The sequence below is a fragment of the Microvirga massiliensis genome (genome assembly GCF_001006805.1).
GTDB lineage: Bacteria > Pseudomonadota > Alphaproteobacteria > Rhizobiales > Beijerinckiaceae > Microvirga > Microvirga massiliensis.
Genome location: NZ_LN811351.1, coordinates 32,482 through 51,315, shown reverse-complemented (window position 1 = coordinate 51,315; position 18,834 = coordinate 32,482). Strand labels below are relative to the sequence as shown.

Below are 18,834 nucleotides of genomic sequence, written 5' to 3'. Positions count from 1 at the left end.
CTCACGGATAACCGTGGCGATGCTGGCCCGCGGGCATAACCTCCGAAAGGGCGGTTCAGGGCACGAGGTCCGATATGGGCCGGATCCGGTCTGCATAGCCGTTCGCGAGCGGTCGCATTCGACCGCGCTGCGAGAGCGCTTCAGCCTCACGGCCGGGGTCGACCTGCTTTCCCGATGCATCAGGTCCCCGTGGCACGGAACACGTCCATCGGCTGGGTCATTCTGAATGCGGCCCCAGATGATCTCGGGAGCCAGTCCCGGTCCTATCCGGACGGAGCTTCCCGATCGCACACCTGCAACAGCCGGAAGCGAGTTCGATGGCGCAACCGACCTGGCGAGATGTGATGTTCTCGATCAAGACGTTCGGTGCGGCCGCGCTGGCTCTCTACGTCGCCTTCGCGCTGGAGCTGACGCAACCCACCTGGGCCATGCTGACGGTGTTCGTCGTCTCCCAGCCCATTGCCGGAATGGTGGTAGCGAAGTCCCTGTTCCGTGTCATCGGTACCGTGGTCGGTGCTACCGTGGCGCTCGCTCTCGTGGCGGCCTTCGCACAAAGCCCTTCGCTGTTCCTGACATGTCTCGCGCTCTGGATCGGCGCCGGCACCTTCACGTCCGTGCTGTTGCGCGATGCTCCGGCGGCCTATGGCGCCATGCTGTCGGGCTATACCGCTGCGATCATCGGCGTTCCAGCCGCCCTCGCGCCAGAGACCGCCTTTGACTACGCAGTCGGCCGCTGCCTCGAGATCATCTTGGGGATCGGCTGCGCGACCCTGGTCAGTCAGGTGGTATTTCCCCGGACGGCCGGCGTAGCGCTGAAGACCTCTGTCAACACCACGACCACGGCGGTGGCCGACTGGATGGGCGACGTGCTGCGTGGCGAGAGCCAGGAGGATAAGGTTCTCGCGGACCAGCGGAAGATGATCGCCGATGTGATTGCGCTCGACAATCTGAGGATCTACGCGGGTTTCGATACGCCTTCGGTCAGGGCTGCCGGCGACGTGGTACGGCATCTGCAGGGGAACCTGCTGTCTTTGCTGTCCATCCTGGTTTCGATCAACGACCGCCTGGAGCTGCTGCGAAACCGAGCACCGGCCAAGTATGAGGCCCTGCTGGACATTCTCGGCCGGACAGCCGCCCGGCTCCAGCAGGCGGATCGAGCCCGGATCGATCCGGACCTGGAAGCGGCAACCGAGCAGCTGCGGCAGGAGGCATTGCGCCGGTTGCCGACCTTCGACGACATGGTGCGCGATCACGAGACCATCCCAGTGCGCAACGTCCTCCTGCGCATGGGCGATCTGCTGGCGACCTGGCAGCGGATCATCGACCTGCGCGAAGCCTTGCTCTCGGACAGGCCGGTGAGCCTGTCCGAGGCCGCCCCCTCGACGGCACGCTACCGAGACGTCACGTTCGCGTTGGTGGCCGGATCCATCTCCGCCACCGCGGTACTCGTGACGGCTGCGTTCTGGATCGCCTCTGGATGGTCGCAGGGAAGCACGGCCGTGATCTTCAGTGGCGTGATCTGCAGCATTCTCGGAGCATTGGACGACCCAGCCACCTCGGCAGCCAACTTCCTGCGCATGACGCTGCTCTCGGTCATCTTCGCTGCAATCTACATGTTCGCCGTCTTTCCGGCCATCGACGGCTTTACATCCCTCATCATCGCCCTTGTGCCTTTCTACCTGCCCTTCGGCATCGTTCTCGGCTTGCCGCGCATCGGCCTCAAGGTCACGCCGCTTGGCCTCAATCTGATAGCGTTCCTCGGCCTCACCAACACGCGGAGTCCGCCGGACCTGGCGGGCTTCGCCAATTCGAGTCTTGCCCTTCTTGGGGGCATTGGAATCGGGATTCTGATGTTCAGGTTGTTGCGTCCCCTCGGCGTCGAATGGATGGTCCGGCGCATTCGGCGTGGCGTCCTGCGAGATCTCGAGCGCTTGGCTGTCTCTCAAGCCCCTGTCAGCCGCGACCGCTTCGCAAGCCGGATGTTCGATCGCATCAACGCGCTTTTCTCCCGCCTCGATGCATCACAGCCCGATCAGCGGGCCCTGATGCGCAGCACCCTGGCGGCCCTGCGGGTCAGCTTCAACATCATGCTGCTCAAGACGGCCCGCAATCATGTTGCCCGCGATGTCGCCGTGGCTATCGACCGTGTCCTCGACGGTCTGGGATATCACTTTGGTGCATTGAGATCCGGCGCGGGCGACAGCGGTCCTTTGCACGAAATCGACGATGCCGTCGTGCTTCTGCTCGCACAGCCCAGTCAACAGGCCGCGGATCTGCTCACGTCGCTTATCGCGATCAGTGGCACGCTCTATCGACATGCCGATCTCTTCGGCAGCGCCCGTCAGTCTCCAGTACCTGCTGTTCTCCGCCAGGGATTCCCGGCATGATCAAGGAATTCGATCTCTTCGGTGTGTATTGGCCTCCCGTCCTTGCTTATGCGGCGGCGGCAGCTTTGTTCTGGCTGGTGCTTCGCCGGTGGCTCGTCTGGGCAGGCATCTACCGCTTCGTGTGGCACCCGGCGCTGTTCAACACCGCACTCTATGTTCTCATCCTGTCGTTCTGCATCACGATCGTGTTCGGTTAGGATCTTCCCTCGTGTCCGTTTCCCCAATTGTGCGTGTTGTCGTCACGACGCTGGTGGTCGCCGTGGCTGCCGCTGCGGCGTGGTTTGCATGGCAGTCCTACACGCGAAATCCCTGGACCCGGGATGGTCGCGTCCATGCGAATATCGTGGAGATCGCGCCGGACGTTTCGGGGACCGTCGCGGATGTCCGAGTGAAGGACAACCAGGCGGTGAAGAAAGGTGACCTCCTCTTCACCATCGACCCGGAGCGTTACCGCTTCGCGCTGTCGCAAGCCGAGGCCAACGTGCAGGGGCGAGAGCGGGAACTGGATCAGCGCCGGCGCGAGCTGGAGCGGCGTATGCGCCTGACGAGCACCGCGATCACCGTGGAAGCCCGCGAACAGGCCGAGACCGCGGTCGCGACAGCCGAGGCGGCCTACGACCAAGCGCTTGCCGCGCTCAACACTGCCCGGCTAAACCTGGATCGCACGCAAGTCTCCTCGCCGGTGAATGGATTCGTCACGAATCTCCAGGTCGATGCCGGCGACTATGCTACTGCGGGACGGGCACTGCTCGCCCTCGTGGACAGCGATTCGTTCTACGTGGCGGGCTATTTCGAGGAAACCAAGATCCGCAACCTGCGCGAAGGCGACAAGGCAACCGTCCGCTTGATGGGTTTTTCGGAGGACATCGACGGTCATGTGGACAGCGTCTCACGCGCGATCGCGGACCGGGAGATGATGCAGGTCTCCGACAGTCTCATCGCCAACATCAATCCGACGTTCAGCTGGGTGCGCCTGGCGCAGCGCGTTCCCGTTCGGATCGCCCTCGACCGGGTGCCCGATCACGTTCGGCTCAGCGCCGGCATGACCGCGACCGTGGTGGTGCACCCTTCAGAGTCGCGATAGTCGCCCGTCAAGAGATTGCTCCGGGCGTGAGACAGTGGATTATCGATTCGGATGCAATCACTGTGACCATCAGGTCTGCGACGCGCAACGGCGCAGTGAAGCCGGAATTTATTGTCGTTTCCGGAGCGCACGTCCCTCACTCATGTCCACTTCGTCGTTACAAGCGGAGCGAAGCGATCCAGGAGCGAATTCGTCGAGGGGTAGATTGCTTCGCCTCCGGCTCGCAATGACGGGAGTGCAATGGGACGGGCAGTGCATCACGCCCGCGGCGCGCAAGAACGGCAGTGGGCCCGGCGCTGCTCCGGTTCCGGCCCTGCACCTCCCGCTCTTACGCCCTCTTCGTCATTGCGAACGCAGTGAAGCAATCTACCCGTCGACGGACAGATCACTTCGCCAGCGACTCGCATGACAGGTTGGTGGAAGGAGTGGTGCGCACCGCCTTCGGCTCACGATGACTTCGCGTCATCGCTCGGTCCAACTTCGACCGGGCGCTTCGGGTCCTGCGTCCATTCCGACATCGAGCCGTCGTAAAGCGACACTCCGGAACGCTTCAGGACCTCCGAAAGAATGAACCAGTTCGTCGATGCGAGGTGCCCCGTGTTGCAATAGCTCACGACCGGTCCTTCGGGCACGGACGAAAAGAGTTCGTCGAGTTCACGGGCAGGCCGCAGCCGCGCCGTGCCGGGCTCGAAGGCCCAGCTGTGATCGATATGGACAGCGCCGGGCAGACGCCCCGGCCGGACAGCCTGAGGGCTCTTGTCCAGCCCCTCGAACTGGGCGCGCGACCGGCCATCGACCAGTACGTCCTGTTTGCGTTCGAGAGCCTGCTCGACATCGGCGAGCTTCGCCCGCAATTCCTCCTGGATACGGACCGGATACGAGGAAGCTTCGCGACGAGCTGGCGCCCCCTGCACGACAGGCCCACCCGCCCCGGTCCAGGCAGCGTAGCCGCCATCCAGGATCGAGACCCGCTCGTGGCCCGCGACCTTGAAGGTCCAATATACGCGCGCGGCTGCGCTGAAGTCGCTCGTCGAGGTGCCTGCCGACACGACAACGATATGGTCGCCTGGCGTCACGCCGAGACGGCCGAAAAGGGCAGCCAGGGCATCCCGATCCGGCAGGAGCCCGCCGGCTCCTCCCGCCGCGACGCGCCAGCCGTCGGCAGCATAGTCGCTGTGGAGGGCCTCTGGAACGTGACCGGCCTCGAAAGCCTCCCGGCCCCCGCTCTCCGCCGAACGGATGTCGAGCACGATCACGTGCGGATCGCCGAGATGTGCAGCGAGCCATTCGGTTGAAACGAGCGGTGCCGGTGTTCCAGCGCCCTCCAGGGGTTTCGAACGATCGGACATGCGCACCTCGGCTGTCAGGTCAGGGATCTCGTCTCGTGGAGCTCACGCGGCTGCGCCGGCGTCGGCCTCATCCTCGATAGTCCAGCTATGGGTCATCTCCGCGACCGCGCCCAGCATGACCGAGGCCGAGCAGTATTTTTCCTTCGAGAGCTTGATCGCGCGCTCGACCTTCGCGGACGACAGGCTGCGGCCCGTGATCGTGTAGGCCAGATGGATGCGCGTGAAGACCTTCGGGTCGCTCTCGGCGCGCTCCGCTTCGATCTCGACGACGCAATCCGTGACGGACTCCCGGCCTCGTTTCAGAATGAGCACGACGTCGAAGGCCGTGCAGCCTCCAAGGCCGATGAGGAGCATCTCCATCGGGCGGATGCCGAGATTGCGGCCGCCGGCCTCGGGCGCTCCGTCCATGATCACGGCATGACCGCTGCCGGATTCTCCGGCGAACATCATGCCCTCGACCCACTTGACCCGTGCTCTCATCGTTCTGCGTCCCATCACCGGGTTTGCATCTCTGCGGGCTGGCGTTTCGCGCGCGCGCAGAGATGGGGCAGAGAGTAGCGCAGACTCAGTATTGCACCAGCACGTTCCGGAACTGCCACGGATCGGACGTGTCGATATCCTCCGGGAAGAAGCCCGGCCGCCCGGTGAGCGGCGTCCAGTCCGTGTAAACACCGATCACGGGTCCGAGATAGGGCATCTGCACCTCGAGGCAGCGGCGGTAATCCATCTCGTCCGCCTCGACGATGCCGGCGTTCGGATTCTCGAGCGCCCAGACCATGCCGGCGAGCACGGCAGAGGTCACCTGAAGCCCTGTCGCATTCTGATACGGCGCGAGCCGGCGCGTCTCCTCGATGGAAAGCTGCGATCCGTACCAATAGGCATTCCGGTCGTGGCCATAGAGCAGCACGCCGAGTTCATCTTTGCCGTCGAGGATCTCATGCTCGTCCAGGATGTGAAACACTTCCTGCGGGCGTCCGGCCTGGCCGAACATCTCGTGCAGAGAGAGAATCGCCTCGTTGCAGGGATGATAGGCATAGTGACAGGTCGGCCGGTACACCACGCGGTCTCCCTCGCGGAGCGTGTAGTAATCGGCGATCGAGATTGACTCGTTATGTGTGACGAGAAAGCCGTATTGCGCCTGTGCGGTCGGGGTCCAGGTCCGGACACGCGTGTTCGCGCCGGGCTGAAGCAGATAGATCGCCGCCTGAGAGCCGGTCTCGTGCGTTCGCGCGTTCTCCGGCATCCATTTCTCGTGGGTACCCCAGCCGAGTTCCGACGGCTGCAGGCCTTCGGCCACGAAGCCCTCGACGGACCACGTGTTCACGAATTCCTGCATCAACTTCTCGTCCTTGGCCCGCTGTGTATCGCGCTCCGCGATATGAATTCCCTTTACGCCGACGCGCTGCATGAGGCGTGCCCATTCCTCCCGGGAGCGCGGCTCGTCGTGCTCGATGCCGACATCCTTCGCGACATTGAGGAGCGCCTGCTTCACGAGCCAGGACACCATCCCGGGATTGGCGCCACAGCACGACACCGCCGTCGTTCCGCCGGGTCTTAGCCGGCGTGCCTCGAGGATGTTCTCGCGCAGCACGTAATTCGTGCGTGCGGCGGGACTGGCATTCTCATCGAGATAGAAGCCCGCCCACGGTTCCGCGACCGTATCGATATAGAGCGCGCCGAGCTCGCGGCAGAGCTCCATGATGGCGCGAGAGGAGGTATCGACCGAGACGTTGACGCAGAAACCCTGCCCGCCGCCTTCCGTGAGCAGAGGCGTGAGGATCTCGCGGTAATTGTCCGGCGTAAGAGCCTTCTGCACGAAACGTGCGCCGCGCTCATCGAGCAGTTCGCGCTCGGCATCCTTCGGATCGATCACCGTGAACCGGTCCTTGTCGAAGGTGAAGTGCCGTTCGATGAGTGGCAGCATGCCTCGGCCGATAGAGCCGAAGCCGATCATCACGATCGGGCCGGAGATATGACCGTGCACGGGCCAGAAGGTCATCGAGTTTCTCCTGTTCGAGGTAGCAGTTCCGGTCGTATCCGGCAGGAACGCCGATATGCGGCATTCGGATCAAGACGGCTCCGATTCGCTCGCAGAACGACATCTGCGCTCGCTCGGGCGACGGGACGATGCGCCGCACCTAAGGTCAGGCGCGACGCACGTCAATGTTCCAGCAGGGCGCGCGGGTAGCGCTTCCGCTCGGCCGCGCTGTTTTCGCGGGGCTTACGCGGCTCGGTGTGCCGGCGGCGTGTTGGCGTTGGCAGCCGCCACGAGCACCGCGAGATTCGGGCGCTCCTGGAACTCGCCCGTTGCAGAGACGAGTCCGCGTGCGCCCTGGAGGGTGCCGGGCAGGAGTTCGAGCGCGAGGAAACGATCCCGCTCGTAGGGACCCGGGAGCCACAATGCGTCGGTCGCTTCGCGGGAGAACCCGAAGCGCTCGTAATAGGGCGCGTCGCCGACGAGCAGCACGGCAGAATGGCCGAGCTCCCGCGCACGCCGCAGGGCCTCGCGCATCAGGCGACCGCCGAGCCCGAGCCCCTGCAAGGCCGGATCGACCGCAAGGGGACCGAGCATGAGGGCTGGGCGTCCGGGCCCGGCGCTGACGTGCCACAGGCGCACCGTGCCGACGAGCGAGCCATCCTCGGCCTCTGCGACCAGCGACAGCCCCTGCGCCGGAAGGCGTCCCTCGCGCAGGCGCTCGCAGGTTTTCAGAAAGCGGGCCGGCCCGAAGCAGGTATCGAGCAGCGCCTCGCGGGCATCGAAATCGGAGAAGGATTCTTCGCGGATGGTGATCATGGCCGTGGCCCCCGAGAGTTCGGCAAGCGACAGCCCTCGCACCCGCTCGCTTGAGCGGGCCGTCCGGACCAGTTGGTTGGGAAGGGCCTCTCCCGTGGGAGAGGCCGCGGGTCAGATCACGTAGGACTTCAGCGGCGGAAAGCCGTTGAATGCCACCGCCGAATACGTCGTCGTGTAGGCGCCGGTGCCCTCGATCAGGACCTTGTCGCCGATCTCCAGCGAGACCGGGAGCATGTAGGGCTCCTTCTCGTAGAGCACGTCCGCCGAGTCGCAGGTCGGGCCCGCGAGCACGCAGGGCACTGTGGGAGTGCCCTCGTGTTCGGTGCGGATCGGATAACGGATCGACTCGTCCATCGTCTCGGCGAGGCCGCCGAACTTGCCGATGTCGAGATAGACCCAGCGGATCTCATCCTCTGCGCGGCTCTTCTTCGAGACGAGGACGACCTCGGCTTCGATGATACCCGCATTGCCGACCATGCCGCGGCCGGGCTCGATGATCGTCTCCGGCAGGCGGTTGCCGAAATGCTTCGACAGCGCCTGGAAGATCGCCTCGCCGTAGGCTTCCACGGCGGGAACGCTCTTCAGGTACTTCGTCGGGAAGCCCCCGCCGAGATTGACCATCGAGAGATGGATGCCGCGCTCGGCACACTCCCGGAAGATCGCGGACGCGGAGGCGAGCGCCACGTCCCAGGATTCCGTGTTGCGCTGCTGCGAGCCGACATGGAACGACACGCCGTAGGCCTCGAGACCATTCCGGTGGGCATGCTCGAGAACATCGACGGCCATATCGGGCACGCAGCCGAACTTCCGCGACAGCGGCCATTCGGCGCCCACGCAGTCACAGAGGATGCGGCAGAACACCTTCACCTCGGCGGCGGGAATGCTCACCTGCGCGGAAGCACGGGCGATCTTCTCGACCTCGGCCTCGCAATCGACCGCAAAGAGGCGCACGCCGAGCTCGAGAGCCCGCGCGATGTCGCGCTCCTTCTTGATCGTGTTGCCGAAGGAGATCCGGTCGGGCGTGGCGCCGGCCGCGAGAGCGAGTTCGATCTCGACGACCGAGGCGGTATCGAAGCACGAGCCGAGCTCCGCCAGAAGTTTCAGGACTTCCGGCGCCGGGTTTGCCTTCACGGCATAGAACACGCGGGTCTCCGGCAGCGCGCGAGCGAACTTGCCGTAGTTTTCGCGGATAACGTCCAGGTCGACGACGAGGCACGGTCCGTCCTCACGTCGGGTACGCAGGAATTCGCGGATGCGCTCCGTCATGGCGCTCTCCCCACCAAAGGTCCAACGGGGCTCACGGAGCCCGGATTGAAGATCAGACGGCGAACCGTCCGGCGTCAGCGGGAGAGAGGGCCTGCCGCCCACGTGCGTTGGAGACACGCGTGCGCGCATGGGCTCTCAGCCCGACGATGCTGCCTTGGATTGGAAAGGGGAGGCCCCTGACCGCACGCCCGGCAATGATAAACAAGCCTCTTCGGTAACCCGGGCCGTCTTTGGAGAACGGCAGAGACCAAAAAAGCCCGTTCGTCGTTGCTTTAAGCCGCGTCCCCCGTTGAGAACGAGGTGCGCCGGTTTCGCCTCCGGCTGCCGGTTAGGGGTATCGAAGGCGGGTCCGCCTTCGGGCGGCTGTCCGGCCTCTTGTCCGGATGCCCACCAACCGGCACGCGACCACAGGCACGTGCGAAATTGGGCAAGCAGTGAGATACGATCACGCCTCCCCTTGCACAAGCGGTTTTTCGGATTTTTGGGGCTCAAACCCAAAATTTTTCACGCGAGAAGCCGGTTAATCCTGTGTTCACCCACCTTGGTTGACGGAACGGGAGGGAATTTCCGAACTCTGCCGTGATCCGCCGGATGGAAGCTATGCTCACAGCCCCGGTCGACGGAGCCGGGTCGATCTCCTAATTGCCCAGCTGTGACCAACCCGCCATGGACATCGAGATGCCGCCACTGACCCGGAGAAGCCTGCTCGAGAGCCTTCTCGCCTTCTCGGCGCTCGCCGCGCTTCCGGTAAAGGCCCAGGAAGCGCAGCAGCCCGAGACGGCACCGCCCGTTCAGGGCTTCCGGTTCGATGACGTGGTGCGGCGTGCGCGCGAGCTTTCCGCCCTCCCCTTCGATGGCACTCCCCCTCAACTGCCCGAACCGCTGAACAACCTTGATTTCGACCGTTGGCGCGACATCCGCTTCCGCCCTGAGCGCGCCCTGCTGACCTCGGGCGGCGGCCAGTTTCGCCTGCAACTCTTCCACCTCGGCTTCCTCTACCAGCGCCCAGTCACGGTGAACGTGATCCGGGAGGGGTTGCCGACGCCTGTGCCTTACCAGCGGGAACTGTTCGACTACGGCCGCAACCAGTTCGACAAGCCCTTCCCGGTCAATCTGGGCTTTGCGGGTTTCCGGCTCCATACGCCACTGAACACCCCGAAGGTGTTCGACGAGCTGATCTCCTTCCTGGGAGCAAGCTACTTCCGCTTCCTGGGGCGGGATCAGAAATACGGATTGTCGGCCCGTGGACTCGCGATCAATGTCGTGGGCTCGGAGCCCGAGGAGTTCCCTTACTTTCGGGAGTTCTGGATCGAGACCCCGGCACCCGAGGCGCAACAGGCCACGATCTATGCGCTGCTCGACGGGGCCTCGACGACGGGCGCCTACCGCTTCGACGTCCATCCAGCCGCCGAAACCAGTATCGACGTCACGGCCGTGCTGTTCCCCCGGCGGACCCTGACCTATGTCGGCCTCGCTCCCCTGACCTCCATGTTCTTCCACGGCGAGAGCGACCGCCGCCGGGCGAACGATTACAGGCCTGAAGTCCATGATTCGGACGGGCTCCTGATGCATTCGGGTGGCGGCGAGTGGCTCTGGCGGCCCCTCCGCAACCCGGCTGAGACGCGCGTGTCCTCCTTCCACGATAACAATCCGCGCGGATTCGGCCTCATGCAACGCGACCGGGTGTTCGAGGATTACCAGGACCTCGAAGCCTACTATCATCGTCGCCCGGGCTATTGGGTGGAGCCCGTCGGGGACTGGGGCGAGGGGCGGGTCGAGCTCGTCGAGATTCCCACTGACGACGAGACTCACGATAACATCGTCGCTTACTGGAGGCCCAACCACCCCCTTGAGCAGGGGCAGGAAGCCACCTTTACGTACCGGATGCGCGCGATGCTCTCCGAAGCGGAGATGCATCCGGGCGGCATGGCCATCAACACGTTCCAGACGACACCACGGGCGAGCGGCTCGAGCGCTCCGTGGGATCCGACGCATCGCCGCTTCATCATCGACTTCGCGGGCGGCCCGCTCGCGTATTACCTCCCCGATCCCGCTCAGGTGCAGCTCGTGCCGTCGACCTCAGCCGGCGAGATCACCCACACGTTTCTCGTGCCCAACACCTACACGAAGGGCTTCCGCGCCGCGATCGACGTGCGGCTTCCAGAGGGCCAGAGCACCGACCTGCGTGCCTTCTTGCGCGCCGGATCGCGAGCACTGACGGAGACATGGACATTTCCGTGGCGGTCGGGGCAGTGAGGGCGACCCGGAGGTGAATGGGCCCGGAATCCTTGCAGCCTCTCACGTCTGCCTCCTTCACGACGAATGGAGCACAGCAATCCAGGAGCGCTTCTGTCGACGGGTAGATTGCTTCGCCTCCAGCTCGCAAGGACGGTGGGACAATGGAACAGGCAGCGTAACTGCCTCACAAGGAGGAGCGTCCACTCCCCGAACGGCCGCGATCACAAGCAGAATTCGTCGATCTCGCGGAGCAAGGCGACAAATGCCTGCGCTCCGTAATCCGCAGCGGCTTCGCCGTCCTCTGCGGTCGCGCACGATGCATCGCCCATGGCGCCCGCGGCGTTGAGGTCCTGGCTCATCCAGCCGAAGCCGATCGGCTGCGTCGCGCGCAGGTAGCGAAAACGCTGCTCCATCCCGACAGTGCGGGGCTCGAAGTTCTGCGCGCGATCCATCCGCACCGTATCGGGCTTGAAGGCGAGCATCAGCGATGTCTCGGCATGGCCGGCATGGATGCCATGACGCGCCTCCTTCTCGTCGAGGAGACCTTCAGGGTAGCCGAGGCGATGCCAGGCCACATTCACGGCGAGCATCCCGCAGCGCACGCGCAGCTCGCGCGCGACGATATCGACCACCGATACGTTCCCGCCGTGGGAGTTCAGGAACACGATCTTGCGGCAGCCGGCGCGATGCACGCTCTCGCCGATCTCCGTCCAGACACGGATCGCCGTCTCGGCGCTCAGGGTAAGCGTTCCCGGAAAGCCGAGATGCTCGTTCGACTTGCCCACCGCCTGCACGGGCAGGACCAGGATATCGAGGTCATCGGGGACGAGCGGGAGCGCCCGCGCGAGATAGCCTTCATTGATGAAGGTATCGACGCCGACCGGCAGATGAGGGCCGTGCTGCTCGACGGCGGCGACCGGGAGAACCGCGATCGCGCGGCTCATGTCGCGGGCCCGGAACTCCTCCGTCGTGAGGTCGAGCCAATTACGTGCGGGCATGATGGATTCCTGTTCAATCGACCTTGGCGGCAACGACTTCGACCTCGACCTTGAATTCGGGCCGCGTGAACCCGGAAACGATCATCAGGGTCGAGGCGGGAGGCGGCAACGCGACATAGCGGTCCCGCACGGTCATGTAGGCGGCGAGGTGCGCGCGATCCGAAACGAAGGCATTGATCCGTACGATATCGCCGAACGCCATCCCGGCTGCCAACAGGATCTCGCCGATCGCCCTGAAGCAGAGATCGGCCTGATCCCCGGCATCTTCGGGAATGGCATCATCCACGGAGATCCCGAGCTGGCCGGAGGCGAAGACGAGCCTTGCCCCGGCGGGAACCTCGACGGCATGGCTGTAGCGGGCAAAGGGCGCCCGAATCGTGTTGGGAGTGATGGTGCGCACGGCAGGCCCGGGCAAATCCTCGAACTCGTGAGAATCATTCCTACAGACCCGGCACGGAGCTTGCCAAGCCTTCTCCGACCGCGCACAAATCCGGCCGGTCTCAACGAGTTGCAAACCCTGGAGGATGGTCGATGAAGAGTTATCTGCGCAGGAATGCCGCAGCTGCCGTATTTTTAGCCACGGGGCTCGGCGGAGCATCGGCGCAGCAGAAAATCGACCAGACCACCTTCGGCACGAACTGGGTCGCCCAGGCGGAACATGGCGGATTCTATCAGGCGGTCGCCGATGGCACCTACAAGAAATACAACTTGGAGGTGAAGATCCTCCCGGGCGGGCCGCAGGCGAACAACCGCATGCTGCTGCCCGTCGGCCGCATCGACTTCTACATGGGCGGCAACATGATCCAGGCCTTCTCCGCCGTCCAGGAGAACATCCCTACTCTCGTCGTCGCCGCCGTCTTCCAGAAGGACCCGCAGGTCTTCCTGGCGCATCCCGGACAAGGCTTCGACACGTTCCTCGATCTCAAGAAGTCGAACGACATCCTGGTCGGCAAGGAGGGGCTGGCTTCGTTCTATCAATGGATGAAGACCGAGTTCGGCTTCAAGGAAGAGCAGACGAAACCCTACACGTTCAACCCCGCGCCGTTCATCACGAACAAGAAGGCGGTGCAGCAGGGCTATGTGACGTCGGAGCCCCATGCGATCGAGCAACAGGCCGGCTTCAAGCCCGTCGTGCATCTCCTCGCCGATAACGGCTTCTCGACCTATGCGACCACGATCGAGACCCGCCGCGAGCTCGTCGAGAAGAACCCCGATCTCGTGCGGCGATTCGTCGAGGCCTCGATGATCGGGTGGTACAATTACTTGTACGGCGACAACAAGGCTGCCAACGAACTCATCAAGAAGGACAACCCCGAGATAACGGACGATCAGATCGCGTTCGCGATCGGGAAGATGAAGGAATACGGCTTGGTCGATTCCGGCGACACCATCAAGCTCGGCATCGGCGCCATGACGGACGAGCGCATGAAGGATTTCTTCGATAAGATGGTACGGGCGGGGCTCTTCCCGGCGGATCTCGAATACAAGAAGAGCTACACCCTGCAGTTCGTGAACAAGGGCATCGGCAATGAACTCAGGAAGTAGCGGCTGATCACGGTCGTTTGCGGCCGGGCTCCGCACGCCCGGCCGTTGTCATTTCACACATCATGATCGGCATGCTCGCAACCCGGACTTCAACCCGCCTCGAGTCACCGCCCCTCGTCTCGATGCGCGGCGTCACGAAGACCTTTGCCAACGGCACCACCGCCCTGGCGGGCCTTGATCTCGACATCCGGCCCGGCGAGTTCGTTTCGCTGCTCGGCCCTTCAGGTTGCGGAAAATCGACGGCCCTGCGACTCATTGCCGGCCTCGCCGAGGTTTCGAGCGGACATGTGGAATGGCCGCTTTCGCGAAGCAGAGATCCGCATGCGGAAATCGGTTTCGTGTTCCAGGAACCGACGCTCATGCCGTGGGCCACTGCCGCCGACAACGTGTGGCTGCCGCTCCGTCTGCGCGGCGTCTCGCGGCGCGAGGCCGAGCCGCGGATCGCGGATGGACTCGCCCGCGTGGGTTTGAGCGGCTTCGGCCACGCCTATCCCCGGGAACTCTCGGGCGGGATGAAGATGCGCGTCTCGATCGCGCGCGCCCTGTCGGTTCGCCCGAAGCTCCTGCTCATGGACGAGCCCTTCGCGGCGCTTGACGAGATCACGCGCTTCCGGCTCAACGATGACCTTCTTCGACTGCAGAGAGAACTGGGCTGCACGGTGGTGTTCGTGACCCACTCCGTCTACGAGAGCGTGTATCTCTCGAACCGCATCATCGTCATGGCGGCACGTCCGGGACGGGTCGTGGCCGAGATCGATGTCGACGCGCCGCACGTGCGCGATGAGAGCTTCCGGTCCGACCCGCTCTACGCGGAACTCTGCCGCCGCACGTCGCAGGCCCTGCACGGCGCCATGTCACCGGACGAGCACCTGTGAGCGGCACGATGTCCATCTCCACGCCGCGTCCCGGCCTCCGCCGCTTTCCGCTCGTCGACCGCAACCAGATCCTGAGGATCGGCCTGCCGCTCACGGTGTTCATTCTCTCGCTCTTCGCCTGGGAATACTATGTGGAGGCAAACGACGTGCCGGCCTACATCCTTCCGGCGCCGAGCGCGATCTGGTCGACGCTCATCAAGGATTGGCCGATCCTCTTCACGTCACTTCTCGTCACGCTGCAGACGACCTTGCTCGGACTCGCGCTCGCGGTCGCGGGCGGCGTCACGCTCGCGGTCCTCCTCAGCCTGTCGCGCGTGATCGAATATTCGCTCTATCCCTATGCGGTCGTTCTGCAGGTCACGCCCGTCATCGCGATCGCGCCGCTCCTCCTCATCTATCTCCCGCAGGACATGGCGGTGCTCGCCTGCGCGTGGATCGTGGCATTCTTTCCCGTCCTGTCGAACACCACGCTCGGCCTGCGTTCCGTCGACCGGAACCTCCTCGAGTTGTTCGAACTCTATGGCTCGACCCGTCCCCGGTGGGCGCCCGCGTGGACCGGACGCCTCCTCTCACGGGTGAAGGCGCTCTGGTATCTCCGCCGCCCGGCTGCCCTTCCCTATTTCCTCGCGGGGCTGAAGATTGCGGGCGGGCTCGCGCTCATCGGCGCGGTCGTCGCCGAGATCGCAGCCGGCTCGGCCGGAGCCGGCTCCGGGCTCGCGTACCGGATCGTCGAAAGCCAGTTCCGCCTGAACATTCCACGGCTCTTCGCGGCGCTCGGGCTCCTCGCCGTGACGGGCGTCATCATTTTCCTGGCGACATCCCTCCTGTCGCATCTGCTGCTTCGACGCTGGCACGAGAGCGCACTGGCGCGGGAACGCTGACGTCATGGCATTTGGATTTGCCTGTCTTCCGGCAGGAGCCACCTACCGCCTGCTCCGTGCACGCGTCCCCGCGGTTCTCGTTCCGACGCGCGGCCTTGCTGCGGATGAGGACGGATTGAGTCTCGTCGACATCACGGTCGAAAGCGGGCGGATCGCCTCCATTGTCGCGGCCGGCACCGCAAGCCTCGACACCGGACTTGATGCCGTGGAGCTCGACGGCGGAATCGTTCTTCCTCGCCCCGTCGACATCCATACCCATCTCGACAAGGGCTATCTCTGGCCACGGCGCCCGAACCGCGACGGCACGTTTATGAGCGCTCTGGCCGGAGTCGACCAGGATCGGTCCCAGCACTGGACGGCGGATGATGTCCGCACCCGGATGAATTTCGGCCTGCGCTGCGCCTTTGCCCACGGGACGGGAGCGATCCGGACACATCTCGATTCGATCGGGGATCAGACGGATATTTCCTGGCCGGTTTTCGCCGAACTCCGTGAGGAATGGCGCGGACGTATCGCCTTGCAGGCGACGGCGCTCTTTCCGCTCGACCTCGTCCTCGACGAGGAGACGTTCCGTCATGTCGTGGCAACCGTCGCGCGCCATGGCGGCCTCCTCGGCGGTGTCACCTTTCTCGGACAGGCACCCGACGCGGCGACCGATCATGCCCTCGACCGGATTTTCCAGGCGGCCGATGCCGAGGGGCTGGATGTCGATCTGCATGTCGACGAAAGCGCGTCGCCCGATGCCAGGACGCTCGAGCGGATCGCTCGAGCCGTGATTAGGAACGAGTTTCGCGGCAAGGTCCTGTGCGGCCATTGCTGCTCGCTGGCGCTCCAGCCCGAGGCGGAAGCCGAGCGCGTGATCGACCTCGTCGCCGAGGCGCGGCTCGCCGTCGTGAGCCTGCCGCTGTGCAACCTGTATCTGCAGGACCGGCAGCCAAGACGCACGCCGCGATGGCGGGGCGTCGTTCCCATTCATGAACTGCAAGCCGCCGGTGTTCCCGTGATGGTGGCGAGCGACAACACGCGGGACCCGTTCTACGCCTATGGCGATCTCGACATGATCGAGGTATTCCGCGAGGCGACGCGAATCCTGCATTTCGACCATTCGGGACACGATTGGCTCCGTACCATCGCAGCGACGCCCGCCGATGTCATGGGCCTCGACCGGCACGGGCGCATCGAGGCCGGCGATGCCGCCGATTTCGTGCTCACGCGAGCCCGCAGCCTCAACGAATTCCTGTCACGCCCTCAATCGGACCGGATGGTCGTGGTGGCAGGTCGCCCGATCGACACGACATTGCCCGATTATCGCGAACTCGACCCCTTGATGAACGTCCCGCGCCGAAATGCATTCGGCTCGCAGGCCCGGAGTGACGGATGACCCGAGACTACGACCTCGACTCTTTCAAGACCCGGATCGATGGAATCCGTTACGAGGACAATCCCGCGCTCGTGCGGCAGAAGAGCCGCGATTTCTACTGGTATTCGCCGACGCTGAAGCGCCAGCTCGATGCCGTGACCGCTGACATCGTCGTGAGCCCGAAGAGCGAAGCCGAGGTGATCCAGGTTCTCGCAGCCGCTTTCGAGTTCGGAATACCGGTCACGCCGCGCGGCACCGGCACGGGCAATTACGGACAGGCGATGCCTCTCTCGGGCGGCGTCGTGCTCGACCTCTCGGGATTCTCGCGCGTGAAGTCGATCGCGCCGGGTTGCGTCACCTGCGAGCCGGGCGCGGTGATCGCGCAGATCGACCGAGAAACCCGTCCCCATTCCGGACAGGAAATCCGCCTGCATCCATCGACCTACAACACGGCGTCGATTGGCGGCTTCGTGGCCGGCGGATCGGGCGGTATCGGCTCGATCAAGTGGGGCGGATTGCGGGACAGCGGGAACATCCTTCGCCTGAAGGTCGCAACGATGGAACGCTCGCCGCGCATTCTCGAGCTCAGCGGCGACGATCTCCACAAGGTGAGCCACGCGTACGGAACCAACGGCATCATCACGGAAGTCGAGATGCCCCTCGCTCCGTCCTATGAATGGATCGACCTCATCGTCGGGTTCGATGCGCTGGCGAGCGCCGCGGCCTATGCGAACGAGATCGGCGAGGCCGACGGCCTGCTCGTGAAGGAAATCGCCGTCGTCGCAGCGCCCGTGTCGCACGATTATTTCCTGCGCCACCAGCGCTTTCTTCCGCGCGACAAGCATCTCGTTCTCATCATGGTCGCGCCGCATTCGCTCGACCCGCTGATTGCGGTCACACGGCGGCGCCGGGGGGCCGAGATCCTGTTCCGGCAGGACCAGCTCGCTCCCGCGGACCTCAAGGGATTGCCTCCCGTCTACGAGCTTTCCTGGAACCACACCACGCTCCGCGCGCTTCGGGTGGATCCGACCATCACCTACCTGCAGGTGCTCTACCCCTTCCCGAACCAGCTCGCGACCGTCGAAAGGATCCATAATCGTTTCGGGGATGAGCTGCCGGCGCACCTCGAATTCGTTCGATTCGATGGAAAGGTCACCTGCATGGGGCTGCCGCTCGTGCGGTTCACGACCGAGGAGCGCCTCGAAGAGATCATAGCGATCCATGAGGAGATGGGGGCACCGATCTTCAACCCGCACCGCTACACGCTCGAGGAAGGGGGCATGAAGCAGACCGACGAAATCCAGCTCGCGTTCAAGCGCGAGGCGGATCCGCAAGGGCTGCTCAACCCCGGGAAGATGGTGGCTTGGGAGAATCCGAGTTACGATTACCGATCCGGGAAGACCTACCTGTTCCGGGGGCTCGCGGAGCAGCAGCTCGCCTGACGAAGACCCGGATGCGCATTCTCGTCCTCTACGCTCATCCGGATCCCGAGAGCTTCGGCGCTGCCATTCATCGGACGGTCGTCGAAACCCTGCGGTGCTCCGGCCACCAGGTCGACGACTGCGATCTCTACGCAGAAGGCTTCGATCCGGTCCTGACCCGCGCGGAGCGGGAGCGCTATCTCGACGTGCCGGCGAACCGGGCACCCGTTGAAAGCTATGTGCGACGGCTGGAGCAGGCTGAAGGAATTGTCTTCGTCTTTCCGGTCTGGAACTTCGGCTTTCCGGCGATCCTCAAGGGCTATCTCGACCGGGTGTTTCTGCCGGGCGTGAGCTTTCGCCTCGACAACGGTCTCGCGCAGCCAAACCTGATGCATGTGAAGATGCTCATCGGCATTGCGACCTACGGCTCGCCGCGCTGGCGAGCCTTTCTCATCGGCGATCCGCCCCGCAAGGTGGTCATGCGGATGCTGCGGGTGCTGGTAGCGCCCTTTGCCCGCCGCAAGTATCTCGCCCTTCACGACATGAACCGCCAGACACCAGCAGGGCGCGCCGCCTTCCTGCAGCGGGTCGAAAAGGCCATGGCGGCGCTCTGATCTCCCGGCGGGGCCACGTGCC

The 18,834-nt window shown here is 64.3% G+C and carries 17 protein-coding genes; 10 read left to right on the top strand and 7 right to left on the bottom strand.

What is annotated here, in order from left to right; translation table 11 throughout:
• The first annotated feature begins 317 nt into the window (after window positions 1–317).
• Genes BN1233_RS05400 through BN1233_RS05390 form a run of 3 tightly spaced genes read left to right on the top strand, consistent with a single transcriptional unit; the run spans window position 318 to window position 3,471 of the window.
• Complete coding sequence (locus BN1233_RS05400; RefSeq protein ID WP_048709396.1) at window positions 318–2,387, top strand: FUSC family protein; 2,070 nt, start codon at window positions 318–320, stop codon at window positions 2,385–2,387.
• Entirely contained in the window at window positions 2,384–2,584 is a 201-nt protein-coding gene (locus tag BN1233_RS05395) for a DUF1656 domain-containing protein (RefSeq protein ID WP_046862555.1), read from the top strand. The genes BN1233_RS05400 and BN1233_RS05395 overlap by 4 nt, the downstream gene beginning before the upstream one ends.
• An 11-nt stretch (window positions 2,585–2,595) precedes the next feature.
• Window positions 2,596–3,471, top strand: coding sequence for an efflux RND transporter periplasmic adaptor subunit (locus BN1233_RS05390; protein WP_052763702.1), 876 nt, complete (start codon window positions 2,596–2,598; stop codon window positions 3,469–3,471).
• 446 nt (window positions 3,472–3,917) lie between these two features.
• Here the strand turns inward: BN1233_RS05390 and BN1233_RS05385 are convergent, their stop codons facing one another.
• The 5 genes from BN1233_RS05385 to BN1233_RS05365 form a co-directional block, all read right to left on the bottom strand.
• Window positions 3,918–4,820, bottom strand: coding sequence for a sulfurtransferase (locus BN1233_RS05385; RefSeq protein WP_046862554.1), 903 nt, complete (start codon window positions 4,818–4,820; stop codon window positions 3,918–3,920).
• Between the two features lie 42 nt (window positions 4,821–4,862).
• Window positions 4,863–5,300, bottom strand: a complete 438-nt coding sequence (locus BN1233_RS05380; RefSeq protein ID WP_046863091.1) for an OsmC family protein — start codon at window positions 5,298–5,300, stop codon at window positions 4,863–4,865.
• An 85-nt stretch (window positions 5,301–5,385) separates the two neighbouring features.
• Window positions 5,386–6,819, bottom strand: a complete 1,434-nt coding sequence (locus BN1233_RS05375) for a homospermidine synthase (RefSeq protein WP_046862553.1) — start codon at window positions 6,817–6,819, stop codon at window positions 5,386–5,388.
• 222 nt (window positions 6,820–7,041) lie between these two features.
• Window positions 7,042–7,614 (bottom strand): GNAT family N-acetyltransferase, encoded by a 573-nt coding sequence (locus BN1233_RS05370; RefSeq protein WP_046862552.1) that lies wholly within the window; start codon window positions 7,612–7,614, stop codon window positions 7,042–7,044.
• Between the two features lie 111 nt (window positions 7,615–7,725).
• Window positions 7,726–8,880 (bottom strand): type III PLP-dependent enzyme, encoded by a 1,155-nt coding sequence (locus tag BN1233_RS05365; protein WP_046862551.1) that lies wholly within the window; start codon window positions 8,878–8,880, stop codon window positions 7,726–7,728.
• A 678-nt stretch (window positions 8,881–9,558) separates the two neighbouring features.
• On the opposite strand from BN1233_RS05365, the gene BN1233_RS05360 reads away from it, so the two are divergent.
• On the top strand, window positions 9,559–11,136 hold the full coding sequence (locus tag BN1233_RS05360) for an OpgD/OpgG family glucan biosynthesis protein (protein ID WP_046863090.1): 1,578 nt from the start codon (window positions 9,559–9,561) through the stop codon (window positions 11,134–11,136).
• A gap of 203 nt (window positions 11,137–11,339) precedes the next feature.
• Here the strand turns inward: BN1233_RS05360 and BN1233_RS05355 are convergent, their stop codons facing one another.
• Together BN1233_RS05355 and BN1233_RS05350 are read right to left on the bottom strand one after the other, a co-directional pair.
• Window positions 11,340–12,116, bottom strand: coding sequence for a creatininase family protein (locus tag BN1233_RS05355; protein WP_046862550.1), 777 nt, complete (start codon window positions 12,114–12,116; stop codon window positions 11,340–11,342).
• Window positions 12,117–12,129: 13 nt separating this feature from the next.
• Window positions 12,130–12,516 carry a RidA family protein gene (locus BN1233_RS05350; protein ID WP_046862549.1) on the bottom strand — a complete coding sequence of 129 codons (387 nt, stop codon included), beginning with the start codon at window positions 12,514–12,516 and terminating at the stop codon, window positions 12,130–12,132.
• A 131-nt stretch (window positions 12,517–12,647) separates the two neighbouring features.
• Between BN1233_RS05350 and BN1233_RS05345 the strand changes: the two genes are divergently transcribed.
• The 6 genes from BN1233_RS05345 (at window position 12,648) to BN1233_RS05320 (ending at window position 18,812) form a co-directional block, all read left to right on the top strand.
• A complete protein-coding gene (locus BN1233_RS05345) occupies window positions 12,648–13,661 on the top strand; it encodes an ABC transporter substrate-binding protein (RefSeq protein WP_046862548.1) in 1,014 nt (337 codons plus the stop codon).
• A 71-nt stretch (window positions 13,662–13,732) separates the two neighbouring features.
• Window positions 13,733–14,536: an ABC transporter ATP-binding protein gene (locus BN1233_RS05340; RefSeq protein WP_046863089.1), complete on the top strand. Its 804-nt coding sequence runs from the start codon at window positions 13,733–13,735 to the stop codon at window positions 14,534–14,536.
• A gap of 8 nt (window positions 14,537–14,544) precedes the next feature.
• On the top strand, window positions 14,545–15,417 hold the full coding sequence (locus BN1233_RS05335; protein WP_082145277.1) for an ABC transporter permease: 873 nt from the start codon (window positions 14,545–14,547) through the stop codon (window positions 15,415–15,417).
• A 4-nt stretch (window positions 15,418–15,421) separates the two neighbouring features.
• Window positions 15,422–16,798, top strand: coding sequence for a cytosine deaminase (locus BN1233_RS05330; RefSeq protein WP_046862547.1), 1,377 nt, complete (start codon window positions 15,422–15,424; stop codon window positions 16,796–16,798).
• Window positions 16,795–18,219 carry an FAD-binding oxidoreductase gene (locus tag BN1233_RS05325; protein WP_046862546.1) on the top strand — a complete coding sequence of 475 codons (1,425 nt, stop codon included), beginning with the start codon at window positions 16,795–16,797 and terminating at the stop codon, window positions 18,217–18,219. The genes BN1233_RS05330 and BN1233_RS05325 overlap by 4 nt, the downstream gene beginning before the upstream one ends.
• Window positions 18,220–18,230: 11 nt before the next feature.
• Window positions 18,231–18,812 carry an NAD(P)H-dependent oxidoreductase gene (locus BN1233_RS05320; protein WP_046862545.1) on the top strand — a complete coding sequence of 194 codons (582 nt, stop codon included), beginning with the start codon at window positions 18,231–18,233 and terminating at the stop codon, window positions 18,810–18,812.
• Window positions 18,813–18,834: the final 22 nt, after the last annotated feature.

Excerpts from the sequence above, each read along its gene's own strand:
- BN1233_RS05400 (WP_048709396.1), top strand. The coding sequence starts at position 318 with ATGGCGCAACCGACCTGGCGAGATGTGATGTTCTCGATCAAGACGTTC.
- BN1233_RS05395 (WP_046862555.1), top strand. The coding sequence starts at position 2,384 with ATGATCAAGGAATTCGATCTCTTCGGTGTGTATTGGCCTCCCGTCCTT.
- BN1233_RS05385 (WP_046862554.1), bottom strand. The coding sequence starts at position 4,820 with ATGTCCGATCGTTCGAAACCCCTGGAGGGCGCTGGAACACCGGCACCG.
- BN1233_RS05380 (WP_046863091.1), bottom strand. The coding sequence starts at position 5,300 with ATGAGAGCACGGGTCAAGTGGGTCGAGGGCATGATGTTCGCCGGAGAA.
- BN1233_RS05375 (WP_046862553.1), bottom strand. The coding sequence starts at position 6,819 with ATGACCTTCTGGCCCGTGCACGGTCATATCTCCGGCCCGATCGTGATG.
- BN1233_RS05370 (WP_046862552.1), bottom strand. The coding sequence starts at position 7,614 with ATGATCACCATCCGCGAAGAATCCTTCTCCGATTTCGATGCCCGCGAG.
- BN1233_RS05365 (WP_046862551.1), bottom strand. The coding sequence starts at position 8,880 with ATGACGGAGCGCATCCGCGAATTCCTGCGTACCCGACGTGAGGACGGA.
- BN1233_RS05360 (WP_046863090.1), top strand. The coding sequence starts at position 9,559 with ATGCCGCCACTGACCCGGAGAAGCCTGCTCGAGAGCCTTCTCGCCTTC.
- BN1233_RS05355 (WP_046862550.1), bottom strand. The coding sequence starts at position 12,116 with ATGCCCGCACGTAATTGGCTCGACCTCACGACGGAGGAGTTCCGGGCC.
- BN1233_RS05345 (WP_046862548.1), top strand. The coding sequence starts at position 12,648 with ATGAAGAGTTATCTGCGCAGGAATGCCGCAGCTGCCGTATTTTTAGCC.
- BN1233_RS05340 (WP_046863089.1), top strand. The coding sequence starts at position 13,733 with ATGCTCGCAACCCGGACTTCAACCCGCCTCGAGTCACCGCCCCTCGTC.
- BN1233_RS05335 (WP_082145277.1), top strand. The coding sequence starts at position 14,545 with ATGTCCATCTCCACGCCGCGTCCCGGCCTCCGCCGCTTTCCGCTCGTC.
- BN1233_RS05330 (WP_046862547.1), top strand. The coding sequence starts at position 15,422 with ATGGCATTTGGATTTGCCTGTCTTCCGGCAGGAGCCACCTACCGCCTG.
- BN1233_RS05325 (WP_046862546.1), top strand. The coding sequence starts at position 16,795 with ATGACCCGAGACTACGACCTCGACTCTTTCAAGACCCGGATCGATGGA.
- BN1233_RS05320 (WP_046862545.1), top strand. The coding sequence starts at position 18,231 with ATGCGCATTCTCGTCCTCTACGCTCATCCGGATCCCGAGAGCTTCGGC.